This window comes from Rhizobium sp. S163, from assembly GCF_030380805.1.
Lineage (GTDB): Bacteria > Pseudomonadota > Alphaproteobacteria > Rhizobiales > Rhizobiaceae > Rhizobium.
This window is the reverse complement of record NZ_JAUDSA010000012.1, coordinates 329,854-354,063: the sequence shown is the minus strand read 5'-3', so window position 1 is coordinate 354,063 and position 24,210 is coordinate 329,854. Positions and strand designations below refer to the sequence as shown.

Genomic DNA, 24,210 nt, shown 5'->3' with positions numbered 1-24,210 from the left:
TGGCTGTGGCCATCCGCATGTAGGATCACGGGAGATCAAAAAAACGGACTGGCGCAGGACCGCGCCAATCCGCAATTGATAGACCTATTCGCGTGACGACGGTTCTCAGCCGACCAGTTCGCCGACGCGGCTCGATATGCGCCGCGAAACGTCCTTGAACGGATCACGCATTGGAACGATGGGCGAAACGCTGAGCAACAGCAGAGCTTTCAGATGCTGCCGTCCGCTTTCTTCGCCGACCACTGGTGCATAAGGCATCATGCGTGGGCGGCGCCCGGCCGGATAGAGCTTTTCGATTTCGACAAAGTTGTCGAAGCTCTCGTAGTCGCTGCCGCTCAGCTGGAATGTTTCGACCGGCGTGCCAGCGGCAATCACCACGTCGTGGCTGTCGAGCAGGACGTTGTAGTATTCGATCGTTTCGCTGTCATGAGGCAGTGTCGATATTATGGAGCTGCCGTTGACCAGATCCTTCGCACGGACCAGAGCGCCATCGACATAAAGGGCGTGGCCGGCGGAGATGTAGAGATCCTGGCTTGGCATGCCGTCATCCAGAGCGCTCTTCGAGATGCGCACCGGCACGACTGTCGGATGCCAGGAGGAGACGCTTTTGCGGAATGTCTGGCGGCCGATCCAGCGGATTGGCTTGGCTTCGCCCGAGATCGTTTCGACGAGATCGCCAAGGCGCAAATCCTCGATCGCGACTTCGCCACATGGTGTCGCAATCAGGGTGCCGCGCAGCAGGCACTTCGCCCCGCCGCCACCACCGGAGTTTCCGCCACCGGAATGGCCGCCGCCACCGCCGCCGCCATCGTGACCACCGCCACCGCCACCACCACCATGTCCGCCGCCGCGACCGCCACCCCAATTACGTCCCATTGCTTTCGCGGGCGAAGAGGCGATTGCCATGGTCGCAACAGCGATTCCGGCAACTCTTGCGCTGGTAGCCGCCGCAACACCGAGAAAATGTCGGCGTGCACGGTTAGAGGGTGTTTCTTCCGGGTCCATCGATGACATAATGCTCTCCGTCTTTTGGGTTACACGTATCTATTCCTGATTGCTGTTAACCATCGTACACCAACTTCATCCGCGATAAACTCAGCCGAATAGGTTCGAAGCTACTCAAATAGCGGTAGGTGATACGCGGCATGCGAGGTCGCGCGAATGCCGGGAAACGGACAACCTTAGCGAGATATTTGATAAGGGGCGTCCCCATCGGCGGACGCTCCGCCTGTCGCCGATCGCATTTGTTTCCAGGATAATCCGCCACTTTGATCACGGGTTTGGCCGCGCGGGGGCGAGCAGCGCGCTTAGCGCCGCTCGCCTTGCTGCTTTCCGTGTTCGAAGCTCGCTTCAGCCCGCCTTCGCGATCACAGGCGTGGAAGGCGCGAGGCTGCCTGCAATGGCGTCCACGACCTCGTTGAGCTCCACGTCGGTCATCTGCACGAAGAGAGGAAGAATGACCGTCCGGTTCTGAGCGCTGACGCTGTTCTGCAGATCTCCCGAAACGCGGTGCGAAGTCTCCGCCGCGTAGGCCGGCTCGAGATGGCTGTTCATGATGCCGCGTCGCGTCGAGATGCCTTGATCGAGCAACGCCTGCATGAACTCCTGCTGATCCAGATGATCTGGCAGCGTTGTGCAATAGCTCTGCCAGTTGCTTCGCGCCCAATCCGGCTCGATAGGCGCGCGCATGCCGTCCAGCTTGTCGAGCGCCTGCGTGTAGGCAGCGGCGAGTGCACGCCGTCTTGCGACGATGTCAGGCAGTCGTTTCAGCTGCTCGCGGCCCACAGCCGCCTGCATGTCCGTCATCCGGTAGTTGAAACCGACCTCCGGGTAGCTTTCGTAGATCACCTGCTTCGAGCCGTGGCGCACACTATCGGTAACGCTCATGCTGTGCTGGCGCCAAAGGCGGAACTTGCAGTCGTATTCCGGGTTCGCGGTCGTCAGCATGCCGCCGTCACCCGTCGTTACCACCTTGCGTGGATGGAAGGAGAAGCAGGCGATATCGCCATGCGGTTTGCCGATCTTCTCCCAGCGGCCCTTCCAGAGAAGCTCGCTGCCCGTTGCGCAGGCGGCATCCTCGATAACCGGGATGGCGTGCCGCTCGGCGACCGCAACGATGCGGCTCAAATCGCAGGGCATGCCGAGCTGATGCACGCAAATGATCGCTTTCGTGCGCGGCGTAATCGCCGCCTCGATCAGCTCGGGATCGATGTTGAAACCATCGGCCTCGATATCAACGAAGACAGGCGTCGCGTTGCAATAGCGGATCGCGTTGGCGGTCGCGATGAAGGAGTGGCTTACGGTGATCACCTCGTCGCCGGCTTCGACGCCGACGGCAAGTAGCGCAAGGTGCAGCGCAGTCGTGCAGTTCGAAACCGCGCAGGCATGCGAGGCGCCGACGAAATCGGCGAACTCGCGTTCGAAGGCCGCGACTTCCGGGCCCTGCGTGACCCAGCCGGAGAGTATGACACGGCGAACCGCCTCGACTTCCTGCTCGTCGAGAACAGGTTTTGCGACAGGAATTTGGCTCATGCCGCTTCTCCGGTGCTCAGCATCTTCTCATTCCGCCACCAGGCGACGAGATCGCGCAGGCCCTGCTCCATGCTGATTTCCGATTTGAAGCCGAGCATGCTCTCCGCTTTGACCGTGGAGGCAAGACGACGAGGAACGGCGTTGACCTTGCGCGCCGGCCCGTACTGCACGTCCATCGACGCGCCCATGACCTTCATCAGCAGCTCCGCCAGATCGCGCAGGCTGGTCTCTTCGCCGCTGGCGACGTTGAACACTTCGTCCGTCACGTCGGACTTGGCCGCAAGCATGTTGACGCGGGCGATATCGTGGACATGGACGAAATCCATGGTGGACAGGCCGTCGCCGTGAATGATGGGCGGCAGACCGCTGGCGATGCGCTCCATCCAGCGGATCAGCACCTCGGTGTAGACGCCGTGCACGTCCATGCGCGGCCCGTAAACGTTGAAGTAGCGAAGTGCGACGTAGCGCAAGCCGTACATCTCGGCGAAGCTTCTGAGCAGCCCTTCGTTGAAGGCCTTGGCGGCGCCGTAGATCGTGCGATTGTTATAGGGGTGGTGATCCTCGGTAGTCGGGAAGCTCTCGGCGAGGCCGAGCACGGAGGCGGACGATGCCGCGACAACCTTGGAAACTTTTGCTTCCACAGCCGCCTCGAGCACATCGAACGTCCCGCCGGCCAGAACATCGAAGGCCAGACGCGGCTCCTCGGCGCATTGGGTGATGCGGATGGCCGCCTGGTGGAACACGGTGTCGATACCGGCGAATGTTTCCTTCAGCAGCTTGCGGTCGCGGATGTCACCCTCGATGATCGTGACAGGTGCTGCCTTGATCGCCTCGGCCAGATTTTCCCGGCGGCCACGCCCGAAGTTGTCAATGATGACGATCTCGCGTGGCTCTTCCAGCGCAACGAGGTCCGCGATATGCGAGCCGATGAGGCCCGCGCCGCCGGTGATCAGAATTCGCTGGTTCTTCATGACTACTCCACGCTTTTCACAGTTGAGGGATCGGAGTCTTCGCGCCACCGGATGAATTTCGCCGGTACGCCGGCAACGACAGAGAACGGTTCCACATCCGCCACAACCACCGCGCCGGCGCCGACGATCGCGCCCTTGCCGACGGTAACGCCCGGCAGGATGGTGGCGTTGGTGCCGATATCGGCCCAAGCGCCGATGCGCACCGGTTTGATTTCGAGATCGGTGCGGATGATGGGTACGTCGACCGGAAGTGCCGTATGGCTGGAGCCAAGAACCTTGGCCCCCGGCCCCCAGCCGACGCATTCCTCAAGGATGAGGTTACGCGCGTCGAAATAGGCCTGCGGGCCGATCCACGTATTGTCGCCGATCTTGCAGGTGCCGTCGAAACGTCCCTGGATATAGGCCTGGGCGCCGATGAAAACGCCGTTGCCGATTTCGAAGGTCTCCGGATGCTTGAACCCGACGCCGCTGCCGACCTGCAGGCCCGAGCCGCAGGAGCGCGTGAAGCTGTTCCAGATGACCTTGCGCATGAAGGCGTCGACGAAGCCGTCGCCATTGGCGAAACGCGCGTATAGCTCCACCAGCCCCGCCAGCCCGTAGGTCTGGCGCAGCTCCTTGGCGAGTTCACTCTGATAGAGCGGATCGGACGCGTTTTCCTTCAGGCCGTGCACCGACTGGACAAGCCGGACGAGAGGGGCTGGGTCAGCTGACATAGGCGTCCTGCTCCACCGCGGCCACGACCTCTTCGACTTGGCGCATCGTCAGCTCCGGATAGATCGGTAGCGAAAGCACTTCGCGCGCCGCCGCTTCCGAAACCGGGAGGTCACCGACCTGGTAGCCGAGATCAGCATGCGCTTCCTGCAGGTGGACCGGCACGGGATAGTGCAAGCCAGTATGGATACCTTCGTCGCGCAACGCCTGTTGCAGATGATCGCGATCAGGGGTGCGCACCGCATAGACGTGGTAGACATGGCGGCGGTCGCTTGCGGCAACCGGCGCCTGAACGCTTCTCGATCCGGCAAGCAGCGCCGAATAGCGCGCGGCGCGCGTGCGGCGGGCTTCCGTCCAGTCTTCGAGATGTCGCAGCTTGATCCTGAGGATGGCGCCCTGGATTTCGTCCATCCGGTAGTTGTAGCCCTTCATCACGTGGTGATAGCGCTTCTCCTGGCCCCAATCGCGCAGCATGCGCATCGCCTTGGCCTGCTCGTCGTCATTGGTGACGATGATGCCGCCTTCGCCGCAGGCGCCGAGGTTCTTGCCCGGGTAGAAGCTGAAGCTGCCGGAGATCCCGATGCTGCCGGCGCGCTTGCCCTTATATTCGGCGCCATGTGCCTGGCAGGCGTCCTCGATAATGGGCAGGCCATATTTGTCGGCGATCGCCTGAATGGCATCCATATCGGCCATCTGGCCATAGAGATGAACCGGCACGATCGCCTTGGTCTTGCGGGTAATCGCAGCTTCCAGCTTCGCCGGGTCCATGGTGAGCGTCACCGGCTCCACATCGACGAAAACCGGCCGGGCGCCCGTGTAGCAGATGGCGGCGGTGGTCGCGACGAAGGTCAGCGATACCGTGACGACCTCATCATCAGGCCCGACGCCGGCTGCGAGCAGCGACAGGTGCAACGCGCTGGTGCCGGTGTTGACGGCAATGGCGTGTTTCGTGCCGCAATAGTGCGCGAATTCCTCTTCGAAGCGCGCGACTTCCTCGCCGAGCACATAGTGGCCGGAAGCAAGAACGCGGAGAACCGCGGCATCGACATCGTCCTTGATCGACGCGTATTGAGCCTTCAGGTCGAGCAACGGGATCATGCTATCAGCCTTGCCTGTTCGAGTTCGATGACACGGCCGCGCTGAGCAAGCGATTGCGTCGCGGCTTCGAGAATGCGCACCACGCGCAGGCCGGCGTGGCCATCGGCGAGCGGTTGCGTCTTGTTGGTGACGCAATCGACGAACTGCTTAAGCTCGCGGCCGAGCGCTTCCGTCATGTCGAGCTGCGGCGCGTACATGTCGCCGGTGCGGTAACCGACGCGCATCTCGTAGACCTTGTCGCCGTTCTGTTCGGCATTGCCGTTCAGCGTGATGCCCTTGTCGTAGACTTTGATCTTTTCGCTAGGCTCGAGATCGTCGTAAACGATCATCTTGTTGCTGCCGCCGATCAGTGTGCGGCGAACCTTCACCGGCGCCAGCCAGTTCACGTGGATATGCGCGATCAGCTTGCTCTCGAAAAACAGAGTCAGATAGGCGATATTCTCCGGCTCGCCTGCCACATGGCCCATGCCGGTGGCGGACACCGCGACCGGCTTTTCCGGCAACACGTAGTCCATGATCGACAGGTCGTGAACCGCCAGATCCCAGACGACGCTGACATCGTGCTGGAAGAGGCCGAGATTGACGCGCACGGAGTCGTAATAATAGACGTCGCCGAGACCGGTTTCGATGATCTCGCGCATCTTGCGGACGGCGCCGGTGTGGATGAAGGTGTGGTCGACCGCGAGGATCAGGCCCCGGCGGGTGGCTTCTTCCACCATGCGGCGCGCCTCTTCCGAGGTCGAAGCCATCGGCTTTTCAACGAACACGTGCTTGCCGGCCATCATCGCCTGCATGGCAAGCTTGTAATGGGCGAAAACCGGTGTCGCGATCGCGATCGCGTCGACGCGGGGGTCGCGCAAGACCTCGTCGAAATCGTCGGTGATCTTGACGGTCGGATAGCGCATCTGCACGGCGCCCAACCGGTCCTTTTTCAAATCGCAGACCCACAACAGCTGTGCGCCTGGCGTTTCCGCGAAATTTCGGACCAGATTGGGTCCCCAATAGCCATAACCGACGACGGCAATACCGATCATCGTGCCCTCCCAGATGACAGAATTTCGACTGGAGCGTCCTTGGCGCGGCCAATGATCCGCGCAGGCACGCCTGCTGCAATTGCGTAGTCAGGAACATCCTTTGTCACGACCGCGCCGGCGCCAATCTGCGCGCCCTCGCCGATTGTGATGCCTGCGACGATGGTCGCGTTGCTGCCGATCGAGGCATAGCGTTTCACAACCGTGGGGACGACAGCCCAATCGGCGTCCGACTGAAGTGAGCCATCGAGATTGACGGCGCGAGGCTGAAGATCATTCGTGAACATCACGCCATGGCCGATAAACACCCCATCCTCGATCGTCACGCCCTCGCAAACGAAGGAGTGGCTGGAGATCTTGCAGTTTTCACCGATAACGGCGCTCTTCTGGATCTCGACGAAGGTTCCGACACGTGTGCCCGAGCCGATCGAGCAGCCATAGAGATTCACTAGGTCTGGATGATGAATGACGACGTCGTCGCCTAGTTTTACACTTGAAGCAATCATGCATGAAACCCCACAAATACGGCGCCAATGCTTTGAAACTCGAAACATATCTGCGTTGGTGTCCGTGGGGTCAGAAGATATATTTTTTTGCAAGAAGTAAAGAATGACGAATGTTGTATTTGCATCGCCTAAAGACGTAGACGTCAAAGACAGGAGGATATTTTACTGAAAGTAATAAAAGAACATTTATAATAGTAGCGCGAGGGAGAATATACTTGGGGAGCGGCGTTTATCATATCGCTGCAAGGCTTGATAGCCGCCGCTCGCAGGTAATTGCTCGCCATTTGGCGTATCTGTTTCCACGTTTGAGCAAGTAGAATATCGTCAGACCTATGGGTAAGTTCTTCCAAGACATGGTGCTGAGGAGGATTTTTATGGTGACGCTGGACCGAACTCGACTCGGCCTACGCACGAGCCTTTCCAGTGTTCTAAAGCGAATTGCGGCAGCTTGTGCCGAGAGAAAAGGGCGTCTCAAAGTTAAGACCAGCACGGCCCCAAGCTCGAAGCCGACTATATACTTCCTTACGCCTGATTATCAGGTTCCTTCGGGTGGCATACTGGTGATCTATCGACATGTAGATATTCTCAACAAGGCCGGTATTAACGCCGTTGTACTCCACCAGCGCGCGGGCTTCAGGTGCGATTGGTTCGAGAACCAAACGCCTATATGCTACGTCGAAGACACGGTTGTCTTGCACGGCGACCTGCTGGTTGTGTCCGAGATTAGCGTGAGCACCATTCAAAGCCTAGAGAAAGGTACTCGTTACGCGATCTTCAATCAGAACACACACTTGACTTGGCGCCAAGGGGAGCAGGCCGCACGCGTCGCCTACAGAGCGTCATCTGATCTCGCGGGCGTTTTGACCGTCTCAGAACATAACGCGGCGATGCTGCAATACGGGTTTCCTCATCTAGACGTTTTCCATCTACGCTTGAGTATCGATCCCGACATCTTTTATCCATCCGTCGCTCCGCGGCCAAAGCGGATTTGCTATATGCCTCGTCGAAGCAGTGACGATGCTGTTCAGGTGATGAGCCTGCTCAAAAACCGAGATGCATTCCAAGGCTGGGAATTCGTACCACTAAACGGCCTTGCTCATGCTGCTATAGGCGAAGAGCTTCGGAAGTCCCGTATTTTCATGGCCTTCACGCGTCAGGAAGGGTTTGGTCTTCCCGCAGCGGAGGCTATGGCTTGCGGGTGTTACGTGGTGGGAAATCATGGATACGGTGGAACCGACTTTTTTCGAGAAGGCTTCGCGGCGCCGGTAGCAAGTGGGGACATCCTTGGATTTTCCCAGGCAGTGGAACAGGCGGTGATCAACGATGAACGCGAGCCTGACTGGTGTCAGCGGCAAGGAGCTGAGGCGGCGCGATATATCGCGGCGACGTATTCCCCGACTCACGAGAGTGAGCAGGTTTGCGCGATCTATTGCGAGCTCATGAGGGGGGCGGCAGCCAAAACCGCGGACCCGCAACCGCCGCGAAGCGTCGCGCTCGGCCTTCGTTTGGATGCCGGCGTTCACGGCCATCAAGGATAATTGCAGATGTCGGAAGATCGAATGTTCTCGTTAGCGTTCTCGCAGCCTGAAGGTAAATCGCGGAGGAATGCTCCAAAGCAGGGCCTAGTGATCACTCTTCTCACGAAGATGCTCGGCGGGCGAATTCGTAAGGCTTGCCCCCTGCAAGGCGTGCATCGTGTCAGCGTGGTGGTCCCTTGCTACAACTACGGCAGGTTCCTACGACAGTGTGTCACCAGCTTGATAACGGATCAGCCTGGCATCGACGTTGAGATTATCATCGTTGACGATAAGTCGACCGACAACAGTCTCGAAACGGCGCGTCAGCTTCAACGCGAAGAGCCGTGCGTCAAGGTGATTGCGCACGAGACGAACCAGGGCCACATCGCCACCTATAATGAGGGGTTGGATGCGGCGACGGGGGATTACGTTCTCCTCCTCTCTGCCGATGATCTTGTGACGCCGGGCGCCTTGACACGCGCGGCGGAGTTGCTAGCCGCCGAGCCATCCGTCGGACTTGTCTACGGCAATGCGATACATTTTCATGATACTTTGCCACAGAGTCGAACCGACCAATCGGGCTGGATCATCTGGCCGGGGAATGATTGGTTAAGCCTCCGCTGCAAATCCGGATACAACGTCGTCGCCTCGCCTGAGGTCATCATGCGGACGTCAACGCTGCGCTCGTTTGGCGGCTATCGTGCTGACCTGCCCCATGCCGGGGATTTTGAGATGTGGCTGAGGACGTCCGCAGTGGCGGATATTGGTTTCTTGCTCAACGTGGATCAAGCCTATCATCGACATCACACGTCGAACATGAACAAGGTCGATTTCAGCTCTGGAACGACCAACGGACGTTTTATCGATCTCAGTCAGAGGTGGCAATCATTTCAGGTGGTCTTCTCGGGCGTCGGGCGCGGCCTTCATAATGCCGCTGAATTGCTGGAACTGGCCCGGAAAACAATGTCACGGCAGGCCCTTGAGCACGTGAGCTACGCCTATGCAAGGGGCAAACGCGACTTTCCCTACAAGCGGTTCGAAGCACTTGCGCTTGAAATCGACCCTGCTGCACGTCAATCGCCGATGGGGCGCGCCGTGGCACGGCGGGAGCGGCTGGGCATACTTCCGTTGCCAATTCATCCGCTTTGGGCACTTCCGGCTATTGCATTTCGGTTGGCGGAGTATCTTCGTCGCTGGCGCAGAGGTAAGATCGGCGTTTAGATGCCTATTGGCTGATCGCGATCGTCTTGTTCCGACTTTGACCGATGCTCCGGGTCGGCGTTCGTGACGGTTTCCGTTACGATACTTTCCAAACCAGCGTTCACGCTGATAGCTCTCTCTCTCTCGAGTGCTGGCTAGAATAGCGCTGCGCGCTTTGAACGTCTTGGCCTCTGCGCAGTCGTGGGGCCGACCGATATTTTCCCGACAAGATTTGCGGACGTTGCTAGATCGTTACTTCGGATCTAAATCGATTATTGCCCTTGCGCGACTGTGTGTTGTGAGTGCTTCCGTCTGCCTTGGCATCCAGGAGCCAAACGCCGGCGCCGCTTAGGAAAAAAAGCCAAGCGTAGACAGCGACCCAAAAATGGACGGTTGAGCCGACGAACACAAAGGTCGCCATGCAAATAAGGTAGGCAGTTCGGTAAGGTACGAGATCCCGATGCAAATCTCTCCTTCGAGCGATCGAGATCCACAAAAACAGCCACGACAGTGTGAGAAGTCCGAAAGCGGGCAGGCCATAACGCATCGCTGTGAGAAGCCAGAAGTTGTCTACGCTATCGCTAACCATCCAGCTCGGCCGCGCCCAATCGTTGAGCCCAATTCCAAAGATTGGATGGTTTCCAACGGACGCTGAACCATAGTTCCAGATCCAGATGCGGTACCATCCTGTCTGTTGTTCGAACGTGAAATGAGAGACGTAAAATTGAATTGGTGTCTGGTTGGACCCGAATTCGATGACAAGGTAGCCAACTAGCGCCAGCATCCACAGCAGCTTCCAACGCCACTTGAAGTCGCCAAGCACACTGTTCCACGCCAGCAGCGCGAGTTGGAAGAAAATCCCGGCGATCGGTGCCGATGACATCGACATGATGGTGGTTCCAGCGACGAGACAAACCGCGATGCGACGAGTAGATGGACGTCTGCTGGCGACGAGACCGGCCAATGCAAGAAGGCTGCCGCAATAAACGCCAAAAAGAATGGAATGGCTGAAAGGTCCCTGGACACGCCAAAGACCCAGGCGCGGCGTCATCGTCGTCACTTCGACCGTTGGAAATATTGTTCCGAATGACGAGAGCAGAGGTTTTTGGCCGGTTGTCCATTCATAGAGAGCAAAGGGCATAAGGCACGCAAGCAACCTGATCGCAAACATGATCATGTTGCGGAAATCGTTAGCGCTGCGAATGTAGCAGCGCGCCAGTAAATATGCGCCCATTCCGTCGATGAACATCATGCCGCCGGACTGTACTGCAACTTCTAACCCGTGAATTACAGCGAAGGATAAGGTGATCCAGAGACTGTAAAAAAAAAGGCCGATATCAGCCGCCCTCACGGGTCCGATCTTTCCTTGCGCAAACACTGCCACACAAGGCAACAAAGCTCCCAACAAGACGATGCGGTAAGCGAAAAGGTTAAGTGGTCCGAGCGGCATGATCCAGGGTATAAGAAGTCCTATCATGAACAACTTAACGGGAAGAGGAAGCGGGCGTGACGTGGCGAGGCCGGATTGCTCGCACATGCTACCGCGCTGCCGCCCCGGCCGGGCATGAGGCAACCCAAGAGCGGCGTCCTCGTTCGCCTGAACATACGGGTATCGGCTTCGGGCTAATCTATACTCACTCATCACCGGGTCCGGGTAGCGCCTGTATACCGTCATTATCCGACATCAATCGACACGTTGCCGGATCGCTGACTATCGAGGTGGCATATAATAACCAAGAACGAACAACGCAGCGATTTATCCTTAAGATATACTCACGTATCGTCCGAAATGACTAAGAGTTGTCTGCTTATATGCGTGGAATATATCGGATAACCTTACGTTGTATCCATCATGTAACATCGTATCTAATCTCACCGCAAACCTTCAAGGCGCTTTCGCCATCCTGTTCTTATCGGAGGAAGACGATATGAGAAACACGAAGCGCCGGCAGGGGACGTCGAAGCTGGTCCAAAGGTGGGCGGTGGCCGTAGTGGCCCTGGCAAGCTCGGTCGCACCAATCATCGTCTCGGCTGCCGAGGCCGTTCGAAAGCCGATCGATGTCAGCAGATTTCCAGGGCCGCATAATACGGGGATACCGAAGGGGACGATTCTTACGGCTTACGATGGGCCATGCACGATTACTAAGCCAAACACGGTCATCGACGCTCGCATCGTCAACTGCCCCTTGATCGTGGAGGCGAGCGGCGTGCGTATAACTCGGAGTCAGATCGTACGCGTTGACGTAGACACTGCCGACGCCTCTCTCACGATAGAGGATAGTCTTGCTGACAGTGGTGCGTGGCTGGGTCCGACGATAGGTTTTTCCAACATAACCGTGCGGCGATCCGAAGTGAGGGGCGGACAAACTAGCGTCCTGTGTTCGCCCAATTGCCTAGTGGAAGGTTCCTGGCTGCACGGGCAATATCTTCACCCCGGCAAACCGCAGCACCTCGGCGGTTACATGTCCAATGGAGGACATGACGTGATCGTGAGGCGCAACACAATCTTGTGTGATGTCGAGGACATCGGCGAAGGCGGTTGCTCAGGCAACGCGCAAATCTACGGAGATTTCGCTCCCCTAGCTCGCTTCAGGTTCGAGGAGAATTATTTTCCCGCCACGCCCGGCGGCTTCTGCACATCCTTTGGTCTGAATCCGCAAAAGCCGTTCGGTTCGAACCCTACCTCTATCGTCGTGACCGGCAACGTCTGGCAGCGCGGCAGGAATGGAAAGTGCGGATCCTTCGGCCCTACGACATCGTTCGACAGTAATGGAGAGGGCAATGTCTGGAGCGACAATGTGTGGGACGATGGCTCTGCACTTGGAGCGCGCTAGTGTCTCTCGGCGTAGCCTCAGCCAAGCGACAGTCCTTGATAATCGCAATGATTGAGTGCACCCTAGACGAAACGGGCTGTACTCACGGCTCCCGGATCGCCGTGTCCAATCCTTTCAGCAACGGATACAGGAAGTACGAAATCACGGTCCGCTGTCCGACCATGATCTCGGCTGAAACCGCCATACCAGGAAGTAGCCGGACTGGGTCCTTGTCCGTGCCGAGGCTCTTGTCAGCTAGGAGAACACGGGCCTTGAAGAAAGGCTGGTTCGACTGCGTGGCGACGGCGTCCTGCTGGGTCGGGGTGAAAGTGTCACGACTGATCGTTCGCACAGTTCCCGACGCCGTACCGTACTTCTGGAAGGGATAGGCGTCGAATTTGATGCGCGCTTGCGTATCTGTCTCTATACGGCCGATGTCGCGTGCATTGACGGATACTTCGGCCTCAAGCGGCACGTTCAGGGGAACGAGGGTGACGATGGGTTCGGCCTCCTTGACGACCGAGCCGACGGAGCGCTGCGCCAGATCGAGCACTACGGCATCCGCGGGCGCGGTCAAGATCACCATGTTTCGCCGCAGTTCCATCTTCTTCAGCTCTTCGCCGGCCGTGTCGCGCTGGCTTCTGAGATCGACGAGCTGCTCCATCGATGCGCGGCGGAAGTCCTCGATAAAGGCCTGGCGATCGGCCTCCAGCTTCGCGTAGGCATGCTCCGCTTCATCGGCGCGACCCTTTACGGTCGACAAACTTGCCTCGACGTCAAGCCGGGCGTCGCGAGACGCAAGCAGCGTGATGAGCGACCCGCTCTCGCGGTCATAGAGGCGTTCGCGAGTGGCTTCGATCCGAGCTAGGTTCTCGCGACGATCGACAAGCACTGCTTGTTGTGCCTTGCTGGCGGCGATCGTCGCGGCCTGACCGGCGAGTTGCTGGTGGAAGTTCTGCAGTTGCGCTGTGTAGAACGCACGGCGTTGTCCGAACAGCTGTGCCTGCAAGATCTCGTTTTGCGTCGCCCCGGCGATGGACGAGTAATCGACACCGGACAGCTCCGCTTCGATACGCTTTACCTGCGCGTCGAGTGCGGCGAACTTCGCAGTCAATTGATCCACGTCCGCCTGGCTGAAGGTCGCGTCGAGCGTTGCCAGCGTCTGGCCGCTATGTACGAGATCGCCGGCCTTCACGTCGATCGTTCGTACGATCGAGGTTTCGAGCGGCTGAACCACGATCGTTGGCTGCGTCGTCACGAGCTTTCCTGGCGCGATCACCACTTCGTCGATCGATGACACCGAAGCCCATATGATCGCCGAGACGATTAACGCGGTGATGCAGTAGAGTGTCATGCGCGCGACGCGCGGTGGAGCACGCTCCTCGAGTTCCACGGCATCGGATTGGAACTCAGCGATGACAGGAGAGAATCCCCCGCGCGAGGCTAGCTGATTGTCGTCCGGTTTGACCGGAATGGGAAGGTTTGGCTTTCCAGCGTGCGCGTTCATGCTACCTGCCTCATCTGCTGCGACCAAAGATGACGATAGGTCATGCAGCGCGTTACGAGCTGATCGTGGCGGCCGATGTCGGCGATCTTGCCGCGTTCCACCACGAGAATGGCATCGGCGTCGACAAGCGTGGAGAGCCGGTGCGAGACGATGATCACTGTCCGACCGGCCGCGATCTGGCTAAGATTCTGCCGGATGATAGCTTCGCTGTCGGGGTCGAGCGCACTCGTTGCCTCATCGAAGATCAGCAGTTTGGGATCCGTGATCAGAGCGCGCGCGATCGCTAGTCGCTGCTTCTGCCCGCCGGAAAGGTTCGCGGCGTTCTCCTCAAGCATGGTCTCGAAGCCACGCGGCAGGCGCTCAATGAACTCCTCTGCGCCGGCGATGCGCGCGACCTCGATAATCTCCTCGATGCTGGCATCCGGCTTTGCGGCCGCGATGTTTTCGCGAACGGTGCCCTTGAACAGAAAGTTGTCCTGCAGCACTACGCCGATGCTGGTTCTCAGGTGCACGAGGTCGATCTCGCGGCTGTCGTAGCCATCGACGCGAACGAGGCCCTGCTGGCTTTGATACAATCCCTGGATCAGGCGCGTGATCGTCGTCTTGCCAGAGCCGCTCTTGCCGACGACACCGAAAACGGACCCCTCAGGAATGCTGAACGTGACATCGTCGAGCGCCGGCGCGCCATCGGGCGCGTAGCGGAAGGTGACCTTGTCGAAATCGATGCGTCCGCGAAGCTGCGGGCGGATGCCGCGACCGCGGCCGAATTGTTCCGGACGCTGATTCATAATCTCGCCGAGCATTCGAACAGAGAGCGCGACTTCCTGGTATTCGTGCACCATTGTCACGATTTGCACCAGCGGCCCGGAGACGCGGCCAGCCAGCATGTTGAACGCAACGAGTGCGCCGACCGTCATTGAGCCATTGAATACGTCGAGGGCGCCAAGACCTATGATCGCCACGCCCATCAGCTTTTCCAGAAGACCGGTGAGCGACTGAGCGACCGTGGAGATCTTGTCGACGCGGAACCGCACGGAGATCGCCTGCGCTGAGTGGTCGTCCCACACCTTGCGCTGGCGGGGCTCCAGGGCAAGCGACTTAACGGTGCGCATGCCGTGCACGGTTTCGACCAAGAGCGCTTGTCGATCGCCTTCGGCCTTGTAGAGCGCCTGCAGACGTCGCTGGAACGGGCCGACTAGCAGCATCACCACGAGCCCGACGAGAGCGGCAAAGCCGAGCACCACAAAGGTCAGCTTCACGCTGTAAAGGAGCAGGATCGGGATGAAGACAAGCAGCGAAAGCCCATCGAGAAGCGTGAGGAAAAGACGCCCGGTAAGAAATTCACGAATGCGCCCAGTCTGCTGCATATGCTTGACGATAACGCCGGCGGATGCCTGTTCGAATAGCGCGATGGGAAGATTGAGCAGGTGTCCAAATGTGCGGGTGGCAATGCGGATGTCGATCCGGTTCGTCGCGTAAAGCAGAAGATAGCGTCTGAGGAAGCTGAAAGTTGCGTCGAAGATCAGGGCGACGGCGATGCCGATCGTCAGCACCGTCAGCGTGGCGTAGCTTTGGTGCACCAGCACCTTGTCGATGACCAGCTGAAAGAACATCGGGGTGGTCAATCCGAGGCCATAAAGAACAAAGGCGGCAAGCGCGACATCACGGAAGAAGCTGCGCTGCTTGATGACTTCAGGAATGAACCAGCGGAAGCCGAACGGTTGGTCGTCGTCGCCCATGCGATGGTTGCGCTTCATCAGGACGACGGAACCGCGCCACGATTTGGTGAACTGCTCTTCGCTCAGCAAAATGAACTCAGGCCGGGCCGCTAGTGGGTCGAGGACGCGCACTTGCTTTTCATCGCTATCGATTGCGCCGGCCACTACAACCCAGTTGCCGTTCTCAAGTTCGGCAAGAATGGGATAGGCATTGCCCAGCTGGAAGAGCGATGGCCAGGTGAGCGTAAGGTTCTTGGCCTTCAGCCCGGCGTCTTTCGCCATGCGCAGAAGCTGGCGCATGGCGACAGGTTCCTCCCCTACAGCATAGTCATGCTGTAGGCGCTCAGGTGAGAGGTCGACGCCGTGGTGACGCGCGACGAGAGCAAGACAGTGGAGATTGGTGTGCAAAAACATACGCGTGGCCCACCCGGAATAGCGATAGCGTTCAGTTGAAATTCGGCGAAGCGTTCTGCGACTGAGCCGCATCCGCCGCTGGAGTCTGAATGTCGCTGATGCGGCGGACGGCGCCTGCCTCAACGAGACCGCCGAGCGCTTTCTGCATCAGATCCACCGCGTTCGCGAATGCCTCGACAGGCATAATGATGCGCTGGCGGAATTCAGGCTTCGGATTGTTGCTTGCATCACGTTCCGTTGCCGAAAGCGACATCAGGTCGATCCTGACAATCGTTCCAGTTACCGTGATTTCGCCGATGCCATCAGAATAAAGTTCGCTGCTCATTGTATGCCCTCTGGTTTGGTTGTTTCAGAATGTGTCAAGCATGGCCGTGTTGCCACGCTGGAAAGGGATCGTGCATGCCCTGTGCCAAATGCTGATCGAAGCCGGTATCGTTGCCAACGAGGCAGTCGTCGAGCGCTGCGCAGACTACCTCCTGATCAAGACCTGCGCCGATGAAGACGAGTTCCTGGCGGCGGTCACCCCATATCTCGTTCCAGTGCTTGTCCAGTAGCTGCCGGAATTGCGGATAGCGTGGCCATTGCGCCTTTGGCACCGTCGCCCACCAATAGCCCTTGGCGGTAATCTGGCGCTGAACGCCGGCAATCGAAAGCTGGCCTATTTCCGAGGGCCGGGTCGCGAGCCAGAAATGGCCCTTCGCGCGGATCAGCCCCGGCCATTCTATAGCCAGAACACGCTCCAGCTTCACCGGATCGAATGGCCGGCGTGCGCGGTAGACGAAACTTGAAATGCCATATTCTTCCGTCTCCGGTACATGGTCGCCCCATCCATAGAGCTCCTTGTGCCACAGCGGATGGCGCGCAGATTTCGCTTCGCTAAACAGGCGGGTGTCGAGGATCGAGCCCAGCGGCAGGTCGCCGAAATCCGTCTCGACCACGCGCGCGTCCGGGTTCAGCGACGCCACGATCTGCCGTATCATGATGCGCGTTGCCGCATCGACCTCCGAGATTTTGTTGATCACGATGACGTCGGCGAATTCGATCTGGTCGACGAGAAGGTCGATCAGTGAGCGGTTGTCCTCTGCATCGCGGACCTCGCCACGATCGCTAAGGAAATCCGTGCTGGAAAAGTCAGCCAAGAGATTGGCCGCATCGACGACTGACACCATCGTGTCCAGTCGGGCGGTATCGCAGAGCGCTGCGCCGTTTTCGTCGCGAAACGAGAAGGTGGCGGCGATCGGCAGCGGCTCGGCAATACCGGTGCCTTCGATCAGCAGGTAGTCGAAGCGACCCTCGGCGGCGAGCCGGCGGACCTCCGTCAACAGGTCGTCGCGCAGCGTGCAACAGATGCAGCCGTTGCTGAGCTCCACCAGCGTTTCGTTCGTGCGCGACAGGTTGGCGTTGCCCCGAACAAGGTCGGCGTCGATGTTGACCTCGCTCATGTCGTTGACGATGACCGCCACGCGGCGTCCCTCGCGATTGCGCAGGACATGATTGAGCAGGGTGGTTTTGCCGGCGCCGAGGAAGCCCGCCAAAACCGTTACCGGAAGCCTGTTGTCGCTTGCGCCCCGTTTCATGCTCGTTCCTAAGCCGCCAGCTGCGGCCGAAAGGCCACGTCGACGTAGTAGTTGGTGCTGTTATAGGTGCTGGTCGGGAACAGCCCGGCCGTACCATAGGCATAGACGCCATTGCCGCCGCTGAGAGCGGATGACATCGCCTCGAGATTGCCGTTGGAAACGCTGTTGTCGAAGTATCCGCTGGTTGCCGAGTAGTTTCCATTGGCGCTGTAGGATACGACGTAAGTCGTGTTCGCGGAGACCGCCACTTGGTTCGAAAGCGTGACGGACTGCCAACCGCTGGCGCTTTCGTTTGTGAAGGTTGCGTTTGCAAGCAGATCGCCGGTCGCTGTCCAGAGATAGCCGGTATGGGTGCCGGTGTTCGTCGCGCCCTTGTAGAAGCTGATGCCAGTGATCCAACCTGCGGTGTCGGCCTGGAATTTCATTCCGAGATTAACAGGCGAATTGTCGTTGACCGAAACAACCGTCGGAGTTGCGTTTGCGGCAAAGACGCTTTGCGTGGGTGCCGTCGATTGCGGATTGACGGTCACCGACACCTGCGCCGACGCCGTTCCGCCTGCTCCGTCAGAAATTGCGTAAGAGAAGCTCGCCGAACCTGAATAGCCTGCCGTCGGCGTGAACGTGATGGCGTTCGTCTGGCTGTCGAAGGTGACGGTGCCGTTCACGGCGTTGCTGACGCTGGTGACAGACAGCGTGTTGCCATCAGCATCCGTGTCGTTGGCAAGCAGGGCCGCTGCCTGGATCGTAAGCGTGGCGCCCGGTGTTGTCGAAAAGCCTGTGTCGTCCACCGCGAGCGGCGCGGTGTTGGCCACCGTTGGTGTGCTGCTCTGATAGACGACGTCAACCCAGTAGTTTGTCGCATTGTAGCTTGCCGTTGGGAACAGGCTTGTCGAGCCATAGGAATAGACGCCGTTACTGCCGTTTGGCACCGTCAGCCCGCCATTCGAATAGTCGGCCGTGAAATAGTTCGGCGTGGCTGCATAATATCCGTTGGAGTGGTAGCTAGCGACGTAGGTCGTGCCTGCGGTGATGGTGATCGGTGCACTGAGCGTGACCGTTTGCCACCCGCTCGCCGTCTCGTTGGTAAAGACCGCAGAGGCGAGCAAGGTGCCCGTGCTGCTCCAGAGCGAACCGACATGGGTTCCGGTATCCTGAGCGCTCTTGTAATAGCGCAGAGCGGTGATCTGCCCGCCGGCGGACGCCACGAACCTGACGCCGAGTTCGACGGAGCTCGAATCGCTGTCGGCGGCGATCGTGGGCGTCTGCGAAGATGAGAACAAGCTCGATGTCGTCGGTGGGGTGTTTGGCTGGCTGACCGTCAGGTTTACTTGCGCCGATGCCGTGCCGCCGCGCCCGTCCGAGATCGTGTAGGTGAAGCTTGCGGCGCCTACATAGCCGCTCGCTGCCGTGAAGATCACGGAATTCGTCTGGCTGTTGAAAGTAACGATGCCGTTCGCCGCCGCGCTCACGCCCGTTATCGAAAGCAAATCTCCGTCCGCGTCAGTGTCGTTTGCAAGAAGCGTGGCAGCGGCGATCGATAGGGCGGTGTTTGAATAGGCCTGGAGCCCGTTGTCGTTTGCGGCGACCGGTGCCGTATTGCTGACCGTCGACTGGTTGAAGACGACATCCACCCAGTAGTTCGATGCCTGATAGCTGGAGGTCGGGAAAAGCGAACTCGCACCGTAGCTGTAAAGGCCATTGCCACCGCTTGCGGCACTTGAAAGCCCGGTTAGAACGCCGTTGGTGTGATCGGTCGAGAAGTAATTCGTGGTCGCGACGTAGGAGCCGGTCGTATGATACGACGCAATGTAGGTGACGCCGGCGGCAATCTGGATCGCGCTGCTGAACGTCGCGGTTTGCCAGCCGCTCAGCGATTCATTGGCGAAGTTTACAGTCCCGACGAGCTGCCCGTCTGCGGTCCAGATTGATCCGGTATGAGCGCCGGTATCGCCGGCGGCCTTATAGAAGCTGATGCCGGTGATCGTGCCACTCGCGGATGAGACAAACTTCATTCCGAGTTCCACCGGCGTCGTATCGTGAATTGCCGAGCCGGTCGGTCCTTCGGCGGCGGTAAACAGCCCGACGCCTGCGGGCCCCTCTTGCACCGTCAGGCTGACATTGCCCTGGCTGGTACCATTGCGTCCGTCCGACAAAGTGTAGGTAAACGTAGCAGGGCCGGTGTAGCCAGCGGTCGGCGTGAACACCACTGTTCCGGTCTGGGTGTTCAGAGATACCGTCCCGTTCACGGCATTGCCGACTGCGGTTATCGTCAGAGCGTCGCCATTCGCATCGGTGTCGTTTGCGGTCAGAGCCGCGATCGACAGCGTCAGGGAACCGTTGCGCCCGATCGTGAAGCCGCCGTCGTCGTTGGCGACAGGGGCGGTGTTGGCGCCAGCGTCGAACACGACGTCGACCCAGTAGTTCGAGCCGCTTGGATTGAGGGTCGGGAAAACGGAGGTGGGGCTGTAAGAATAAACACCGCCTCCATCGACGGTCTTCAAGAGGCCGTTGCTATATGTCGATCCGAAGTAATTCTCTGTGACTGAGAAATAGCCGTTGCTGTGGTACGAGGCGGTATACGTCGTTCCCGCCGTGATCTGCACGGGGCTCGAGAACATCACGGTTTGCCAGCCCGAGAGAGACTCGTTCGTGGAAATACCGGTTGCGAGGAGCGTGCCATCGGCGTTCCAGAGGCTGACGACGTGTTCGCCGATGTTATAGAAGCCCTTGTAGAAGCGGATGCCCTGCACGAAACCGCCCGTGGTCGATTGGAAGCGGACACCAAGCTCGACCGGATCACGGTCGATAGCCGTTTCGGTCGTAGGCTTCGATGCAAGCGTCCAGAGACCTTGCGTCTGGGGCAACGAAACAGTCACCTGGGTGCCGGCTGATGGAGCCTCCAGATTGACACTGTCATCCACCGCCCGTGACATGATCGTGTAAGTGCCGCTTGCCTGGACGACCCAATTGTAGCTCCAGTTTTCCCGACCGGTGGCCTTGAACCAGTGCTGCCCGCCATCGGTCGAGACTTCGACACCGGCGATGATGCCGCCGCCGAAATCCATTGCGGTTCCAGTCACAGTGACGTGCTGGCCTTCGAGGAAACTGCCGCCGAGTGTCGGTGAAGTGATGGTCGAGGTTGGCTTGAGATTATCTGTCGATTGTGTGGCGAGAACCAAGCTGGCGTCGAGCGTCGTCGGCTGGATGCCCATGTCGGCGAACATATTGACCATGGCCTGCTGGACATTCGGATCGGTCGGCGTGGCGGGACCCTCGTGATCGGCGTTCAAACCCCATGACCAGAATACAGTTCCAGCCCCGAAGACCAGCGCGCCGCTTTCGGCGCGATACATGGTCAGACTGTGCGTCGCGATCGCGCTACCAACGGTCGTTCCGTAGTCTCGCAGGTAGGTGTCTACGGATACGCTGGAGAGCGACAGATTGATCAGGCCCGCCGGCCGGAAGCCGTTCTCCACGTCGGAATCCCACTCGTAGCCGAGAAGGTTCTGCACTAAGCTGTAGGTTTCACCCGGCTGCAGGTTGGCAACGTCGGTGTTGCGCCAGAAGCGCAGTTGCGAATAGTCGTAAGGGATGGTGATCGTATCCTGCCGGTAGCTGTCTACGGTGAACATCGTGCCCGTCAGCGAATTCTCCGGCTCCTGGCCCGGATCGGCATAGCGTGGATCACGCCAAGTGCCGGTGCCGATACTGCTCGGGTCGCTGCTGGTTCCCCATGTCTCCTTGTAGCAGACCATCGTGCGATAAGGCGTGCCGTTGCCGTCAATGCTGGTTTCCCAGCGGATCTTCCAATAGACCTCGTTTCCGCTCCAGAAGGCAAGGTTGACGCCGCTGTCGCGCGCCGCTTCCACGTTGGCGCGCTGCTCGGCCGACCAGTATTCGTCGTGGCCGACGGACAGGAATGCGTCGTGGTTCAGGAGTAGGCTGCCGCTTCGGGCTGAATCGACGCCAGAGATGTAGGACACGTCGTAGCCGTTTTGCTCTAGCCAAGAGATTGCGGAGGCTTCGACACCGAAGATGTAATCGTGAGTGCCGCCGACCGGGCTGGTGTTGGTGATGATCGGTCGGTTGTAGCTGACCGCCGAAGCGCGGCCGATCGCTGTCAGGCCACAGCTGCAATTCGGAGGCAGATAGCCAATCATGTCGGCAGGATCGACGGGCACTTCGCCGTAGTAGAGGCTAGCGCCGCCCCAGGCGTTGTAAGCCTGCCATGTCGTGTCCGACGTCTGGAAGACGATATCGCTCGCTGAGGCGTCATCGCGCACGATAAACGGGATAATGCCGGCGTCCTCGACACCATCTTCGCGAACGAGCTTGGCGAAGTAGACGCCAGATACAGCGTCTGCTGGAATCTCCCAGCTGGCCGACACCGACCAGTTACCGCAGTCGATCAGGCCAAGCGACATGTCAACGATCGGGTGTGGTTGGATCTGAGCGGTCGTTAGAGATTTGTCGATGGACGCGACCTTGCGGGCTCCATCACCGCCGTAATAGCCCATGCGATAGATATCGATGCGGTAGTGCGTCGAATCCGTCGCGATCTTGAAATCGACGGTCTGCCCGATGTTGGAGCTGATCTCGGTAGCGAAGCCCTGAATGGTGCCATTGCCGTCTCCTTCGAGCGCCCATTCGCTACGCGCCGTGCCTTGCTTCATGTTCTCAAGAGCGATCTTGTTCGGCGTGGCCGCAACGGCCGCCGGTGCCATCAGCGCGGTTGTCGTCGCGGTCGGCTCGCTTGTGCTTTCTGCCGATGCCACAGCCGTTGTTGCCGCCGTCGCAGAGGCCGTACGCAAGACCGCTAAAGCGGTGGGAGCGACAGCCTCAACTGACGAGGTGGAGGCATCGACCGATGACGAAGGAGCGCTGCTGTTTGGAAGAACTATGCTCGCGCTTGCTGTCGCGAGGCGGGCGGGCATAGGAGCCGCATCCGCCGGCAAAACCGTCCGTGGCTCGTTGGTCGACATTGTCGCCGTTGACGTGTCGATGAGCGCTGAGGTCGCCGAGTTTGTGGTCGAAGCGGCATCACTAGCGGAACTGAATGTAGCTGCGGTGGTTGTCGCAGCACCTTTCGCGGATACCTGGAACGCCGTGGCCGTTGTGTTCGGTTGAGCACTTGTCGCATCTGAAGCGGTGGGCGCAGCGCCAGTACTCCAGGTTTGGGCCGCGGCATAGACTGTCGTGGCCCCGCCGAACGCACTGAGATAACTGTTATTACGACCGCGTACTTTAATCATCTGCCACACATCCCCTGACGAGTGGCCATGGTGCCATCTTTCGTTCTGCAGGAAACGACGGCAATCAGTGGTACGCAGAAAAGCGGTTTGTACTTCGTTTTGATTACTTAGCGCGGGCGTTTTGTTCGGATTCTGCTCGAATATCTGCGTCGATACGTCTTTGTTGCTTTGTATCTCGCATCGAGCGCCATTGAGCGATGCAAATAGCGGCCGCCAGATCGACCAAATGCACCATGCACAACTCATTGAACAGCTCAGGTCGTGAAGGGAACTGGATCCCTGATCACGGGGTTACTGCCCCATGGACCAGACGATCAAGCAACCGGATTTCCCTAACGCGGCATTGGCCTCGTCTCGACTGGTTTACACCACGGATATCGAGAGTGGCATCACGCGTAAGGCAGGAAAAAATGGTTTCCTCTACTACGCTCCCGATGGCGGCAGGATCACGGATAGCGCGGAGATTTTGCGGCTTAATACATTAGCGGTTCCGCCTGCCTATGTCGACGTTCGTATATCGCCCAATCCTCTCTCGCATCTGCAGGTGATCGGCATCGATGCGCGAGGGCGGAGGCAGTATCGCTATCATCCGGAATGGCATTCGGAGCGGGCACGTGCCAAGTTCGACCAGCTACTCGACTTCGGTGAGCGCCTGCCTGACATACGAGCGCGAGTAGACATCGATTTGCGAGCCCGCGCGCCGACGATGGACAAGGCACTGGCCACCGTCGTCTGGATGCTCGACAATCTCTACATCCGCATCGGGAATGCGGCATACGCTGAGGATAACGGCTCCTTCGGCCTGACGACCTTGCGCCGCCGACACGTCAAGATCGGCGGCTCCAAGGTGAAGTTCCGCTTCAAGGGAAAATCCGGCAAGGAGTGGAACCTGGTGCACACGGATAGGCGCATCGCGCGCGTTGTCCGCAGCCTGCAGGAATTACCGGGACAACAATTGTTCCAGTATGTCTGCGAAGACGGGACCCGCCGGCAAATATCGTCGCAGGACGTCAACGAGTATATGCGGGATGTATCCGGCGCCGAGTTCAGCTCCCGCCAGTTTCGGACATGGGGCGCGACCTGCGCGGCCGTCACTGCCTTCACACCCCTGGAGGTTGCCGCTACCGAGGCCGCGCTCGCGCGACAAATGAACGAAGTGATCGACGCCATTGCCGCCATGCTCGTCAATACGCGCGCGGTGTGCCGCTCGTCCTACATTCATCCCGCTGTGTTCGACGAGTTCAAGGCCGGCAGATTGGGCCAGCTGTTGCGCGCGAGGCCGACACGAAGCAAGCGACTGCTGAAATGGATGGATGCGGAAGAGGCCCGTGTGCTGGGTTGGCTGAAATCCTTGCCTTGAAAG

General features: G+C 59.1%; 18 protein-coding genes. 5 read left to right on the top strand and 13 right to left on the bottom strand.

From position 1 onward, the window contains the following. Positions 1–105 precede the first annotated feature (105 nt). The 7 genes from QTL96_RS11505 to QTL96_RS11475 form a co-directional block, all read right to left on the bottom strand. Positions 106–1,014 (bottom strand): Hint domain-containing protein, encoded by a 909-nt coding sequence (locus QTL96_RS11505; protein ID WP_289727797.1) that lies wholly within the window; start codon positions 1,012–1,014, stop codon positions 106–108. 336 nt (positions 1,015–1,350) lie between these two features. After that, complete coding sequence (locus tag QTL96_RS11500) at positions 1,351–2,532, bottom strand: DegT/DnrJ/EryC1/StrS family aminotransferase (protein WP_289727796.1); 1,182 nt, start codon at positions 2,530–2,532, stop codon at positions 1,351–1,353. Beyond that, positions 2,529–3,503: an NAD-dependent epimerase/dehydratase family protein gene (locus QTL96_RS11495; protein WP_289727795.1), complete on the bottom strand. Its 975-nt coding sequence runs from the start codon at positions 3,501–3,503 to the stop codon at positions 2,529–2,531. Before QTL96_RS11495 ends, QTL96_RS11500 begins: the two co-directional genes overlap by 4 nt. Before the next feature lie 2 nt (positions 3,504–3,505). Beyond that, entirely contained in the window at positions 3,506–4,216 is a 711-nt protein-coding gene (locus tag QTL96_RS11490) for a DapH/DapD/GlmU-related protein (RefSeq protein ID WP_289727794.1), read from the bottom strand. Then, positions 4,206–5,312 carry a DegT/DnrJ/EryC1/StrS family aminotransferase gene (locus QTL96_RS11485; protein ID WP_289727793.1) on the bottom strand — a complete coding sequence of 369 codons (1,107 nt, stop codon included), beginning with the start codon at positions 5,310–5,312 and terminating at the stop codon, positions 4,206–4,208. Before QTL96_RS11485 ends, QTL96_RS11490 begins: the two co-directional genes overlap by 11 nt. Next, positions 5,309–6,346, bottom strand: coding sequence for a Gfo/Idh/MocA family oxidoreductase (locus QTL96_RS11480; RefSeq protein ID WP_289727792.1), 1,038 nt, complete (start codon positions 6,344–6,346; stop codon positions 5,309–5,311). The genes QTL96_RS11485 and QTL96_RS11480 overlap by 4 nt, the downstream gene beginning before the upstream one ends. Then, positions 6,343–6,849, bottom strand: a complete 507-nt coding sequence (locus tag QTL96_RS11475; RefSeq protein WP_289727791.1) for an acyltransferase — start codon at positions 6,847–6,849, stop codon at positions 6,343–6,345. Before QTL96_RS11475 ends, QTL96_RS11480 begins: the two co-directional genes overlap by 4 nt. Positions 6,850–7,181: 332 nt before the next feature. On the opposite strand from QTL96_RS11475, the gene QTL96_RS11470 reads away from it, so the two are divergent. Then, positions 7,182–8,387 carry a glycosyltransferase gene (locus tag QTL96_RS11470; protein WP_289727790.1) on the top strand — a complete coding sequence of 402 codons (1,206 nt, stop codon included), beginning with the start codon at positions 7,182–7,184 and terminating at the stop codon, positions 8,385–8,387. Positions 8,388–8,393: 6 nt separating this feature from the next. Beyond that, entirely contained in the window at positions 8,394–9,587 is a 1,194-nt protein-coding gene (locus QTL96_RS11465; protein ID WP_289727789.1) for a glycosyltransferase, read from the top strand. A 223-nt stretch (positions 9,588–9,810) separates the two neighbouring features. Here QTL96_RS11465 and QTL96_RS11460 read toward each other — a convergent pair whose 3' ends face one another. After that, positions 9,811–11,043, bottom strand: coding sequence for an O-antigen ligase family protein (locus QTL96_RS11460; protein WP_289727788.1), 1,233 nt, complete (start codon positions 11,041–11,043; stop codon positions 9,811–9,813). Positions 11,044–11,494: 451 nt separating this feature from the next. On the opposite strand from QTL96_RS11460, the gene QTL96_RS11455 reads away from it, so the two are divergent. Next, positions 11,495–12,400, top strand: a complete 906-nt coding sequence (locus QTL96_RS11455; RefSeq protein WP_289727787.1) for a hypothetical protein — start codon at positions 11,495–11,497, stop codon at positions 12,398–12,400. Positions 12,401–12,482: 82 nt separating this feature from the next. Here QTL96_RS11455 and QTL96_RS11450 read toward each other — a convergent pair whose 3' ends face one another. The 5 genes from QTL96_RS11450 to QTL96_RS11430 are packed head-to-tail and all read right to left on the bottom strand — an operon-like array spanning position 12,483 to position 22,319. After that, positions 12,483–13,886: an HlyD family type I secretion periplasmic adaptor subunit gene (locus QTL96_RS11450; RefSeq protein WP_289727786.1), complete on the bottom strand. Its 1,404-nt coding sequence runs from the start codon at positions 13,884–13,886 to the stop codon at positions 12,483–12,485. Next, the gene (locus tag QTL96_RS11445) at positions 13,883–16,018 is read right to left on the bottom strand and encodes a peptidase domain-containing ABC transporter (protein ID WP_289727785.1); all 2,136 of its coding nucleotides are present in this window, start codon (positions 16,016–16,018) and stop codon (positions 13,883–13,885) included. The genes QTL96_RS11450 and QTL96_RS11445 overlap by 4 nt, the downstream gene beginning before the upstream one ends. 31 nt (positions 16,019–16,049) lie before the next feature. Continuing rightward, the gene (locus QTL96_RS11440; RefSeq protein WP_112943385.1) at positions 16,050–16,343 is read right to left on the bottom strand and encodes a hypothetical protein; all 294 of its coding nucleotides are present in this window, start codon (positions 16,341–16,343) and stop codon (positions 16,050–16,052) included. Positions 16,344–16,377: 34 nt separating this feature from the next. Beyond that, on the bottom strand, positions 16,378–17,595 hold the full coding sequence (locus QTL96_RS11435) for a GTP-binding protein (RefSeq protein WP_289727784.1): 1,218 nt from the start codon (positions 17,593–17,595) through the stop codon (positions 16,378–16,380). Positions 17,596–17,603: 8 nt separating this feature from the next. Then, positions 17,604–22,319 (bottom strand): DUF4082 domain-containing protein, encoded by a 4,716-nt coding sequence (locus tag QTL96_RS11430; protein WP_289727783.1) that lies wholly within the window; start codon positions 22,317–22,319, stop codon positions 17,604–17,606. Here QTL96_RS11430 and QTL96_RS11425 point away from each other — a divergent pair. Then, complete coding sequence (locus QTL96_RS11425; protein ID WP_289727782.1) at positions 22,285–22,722, top strand: hypothetical protein; 438 nt, start codon at positions 22,285–22,287, stop codon at positions 22,720–22,722. The two genes, QTL96_RS11430 and QTL96_RS11425, sit on opposite strands and share 35 nt — an antisense overlap. 426 nt (positions 22,723–23,148) lie before the next feature. Beyond that, positions 23,149–24,207 (top strand): DNA topoisomerase IB, encoded by a 1,059-nt coding sequence (locus QTL96_RS11420; protein ID WP_289727781.1) that lies wholly within the window; start codon positions 23,149–23,151, stop codon positions 24,205–24,207. Positions 24,208–24,210: the final 3 nt, after the last annotated feature.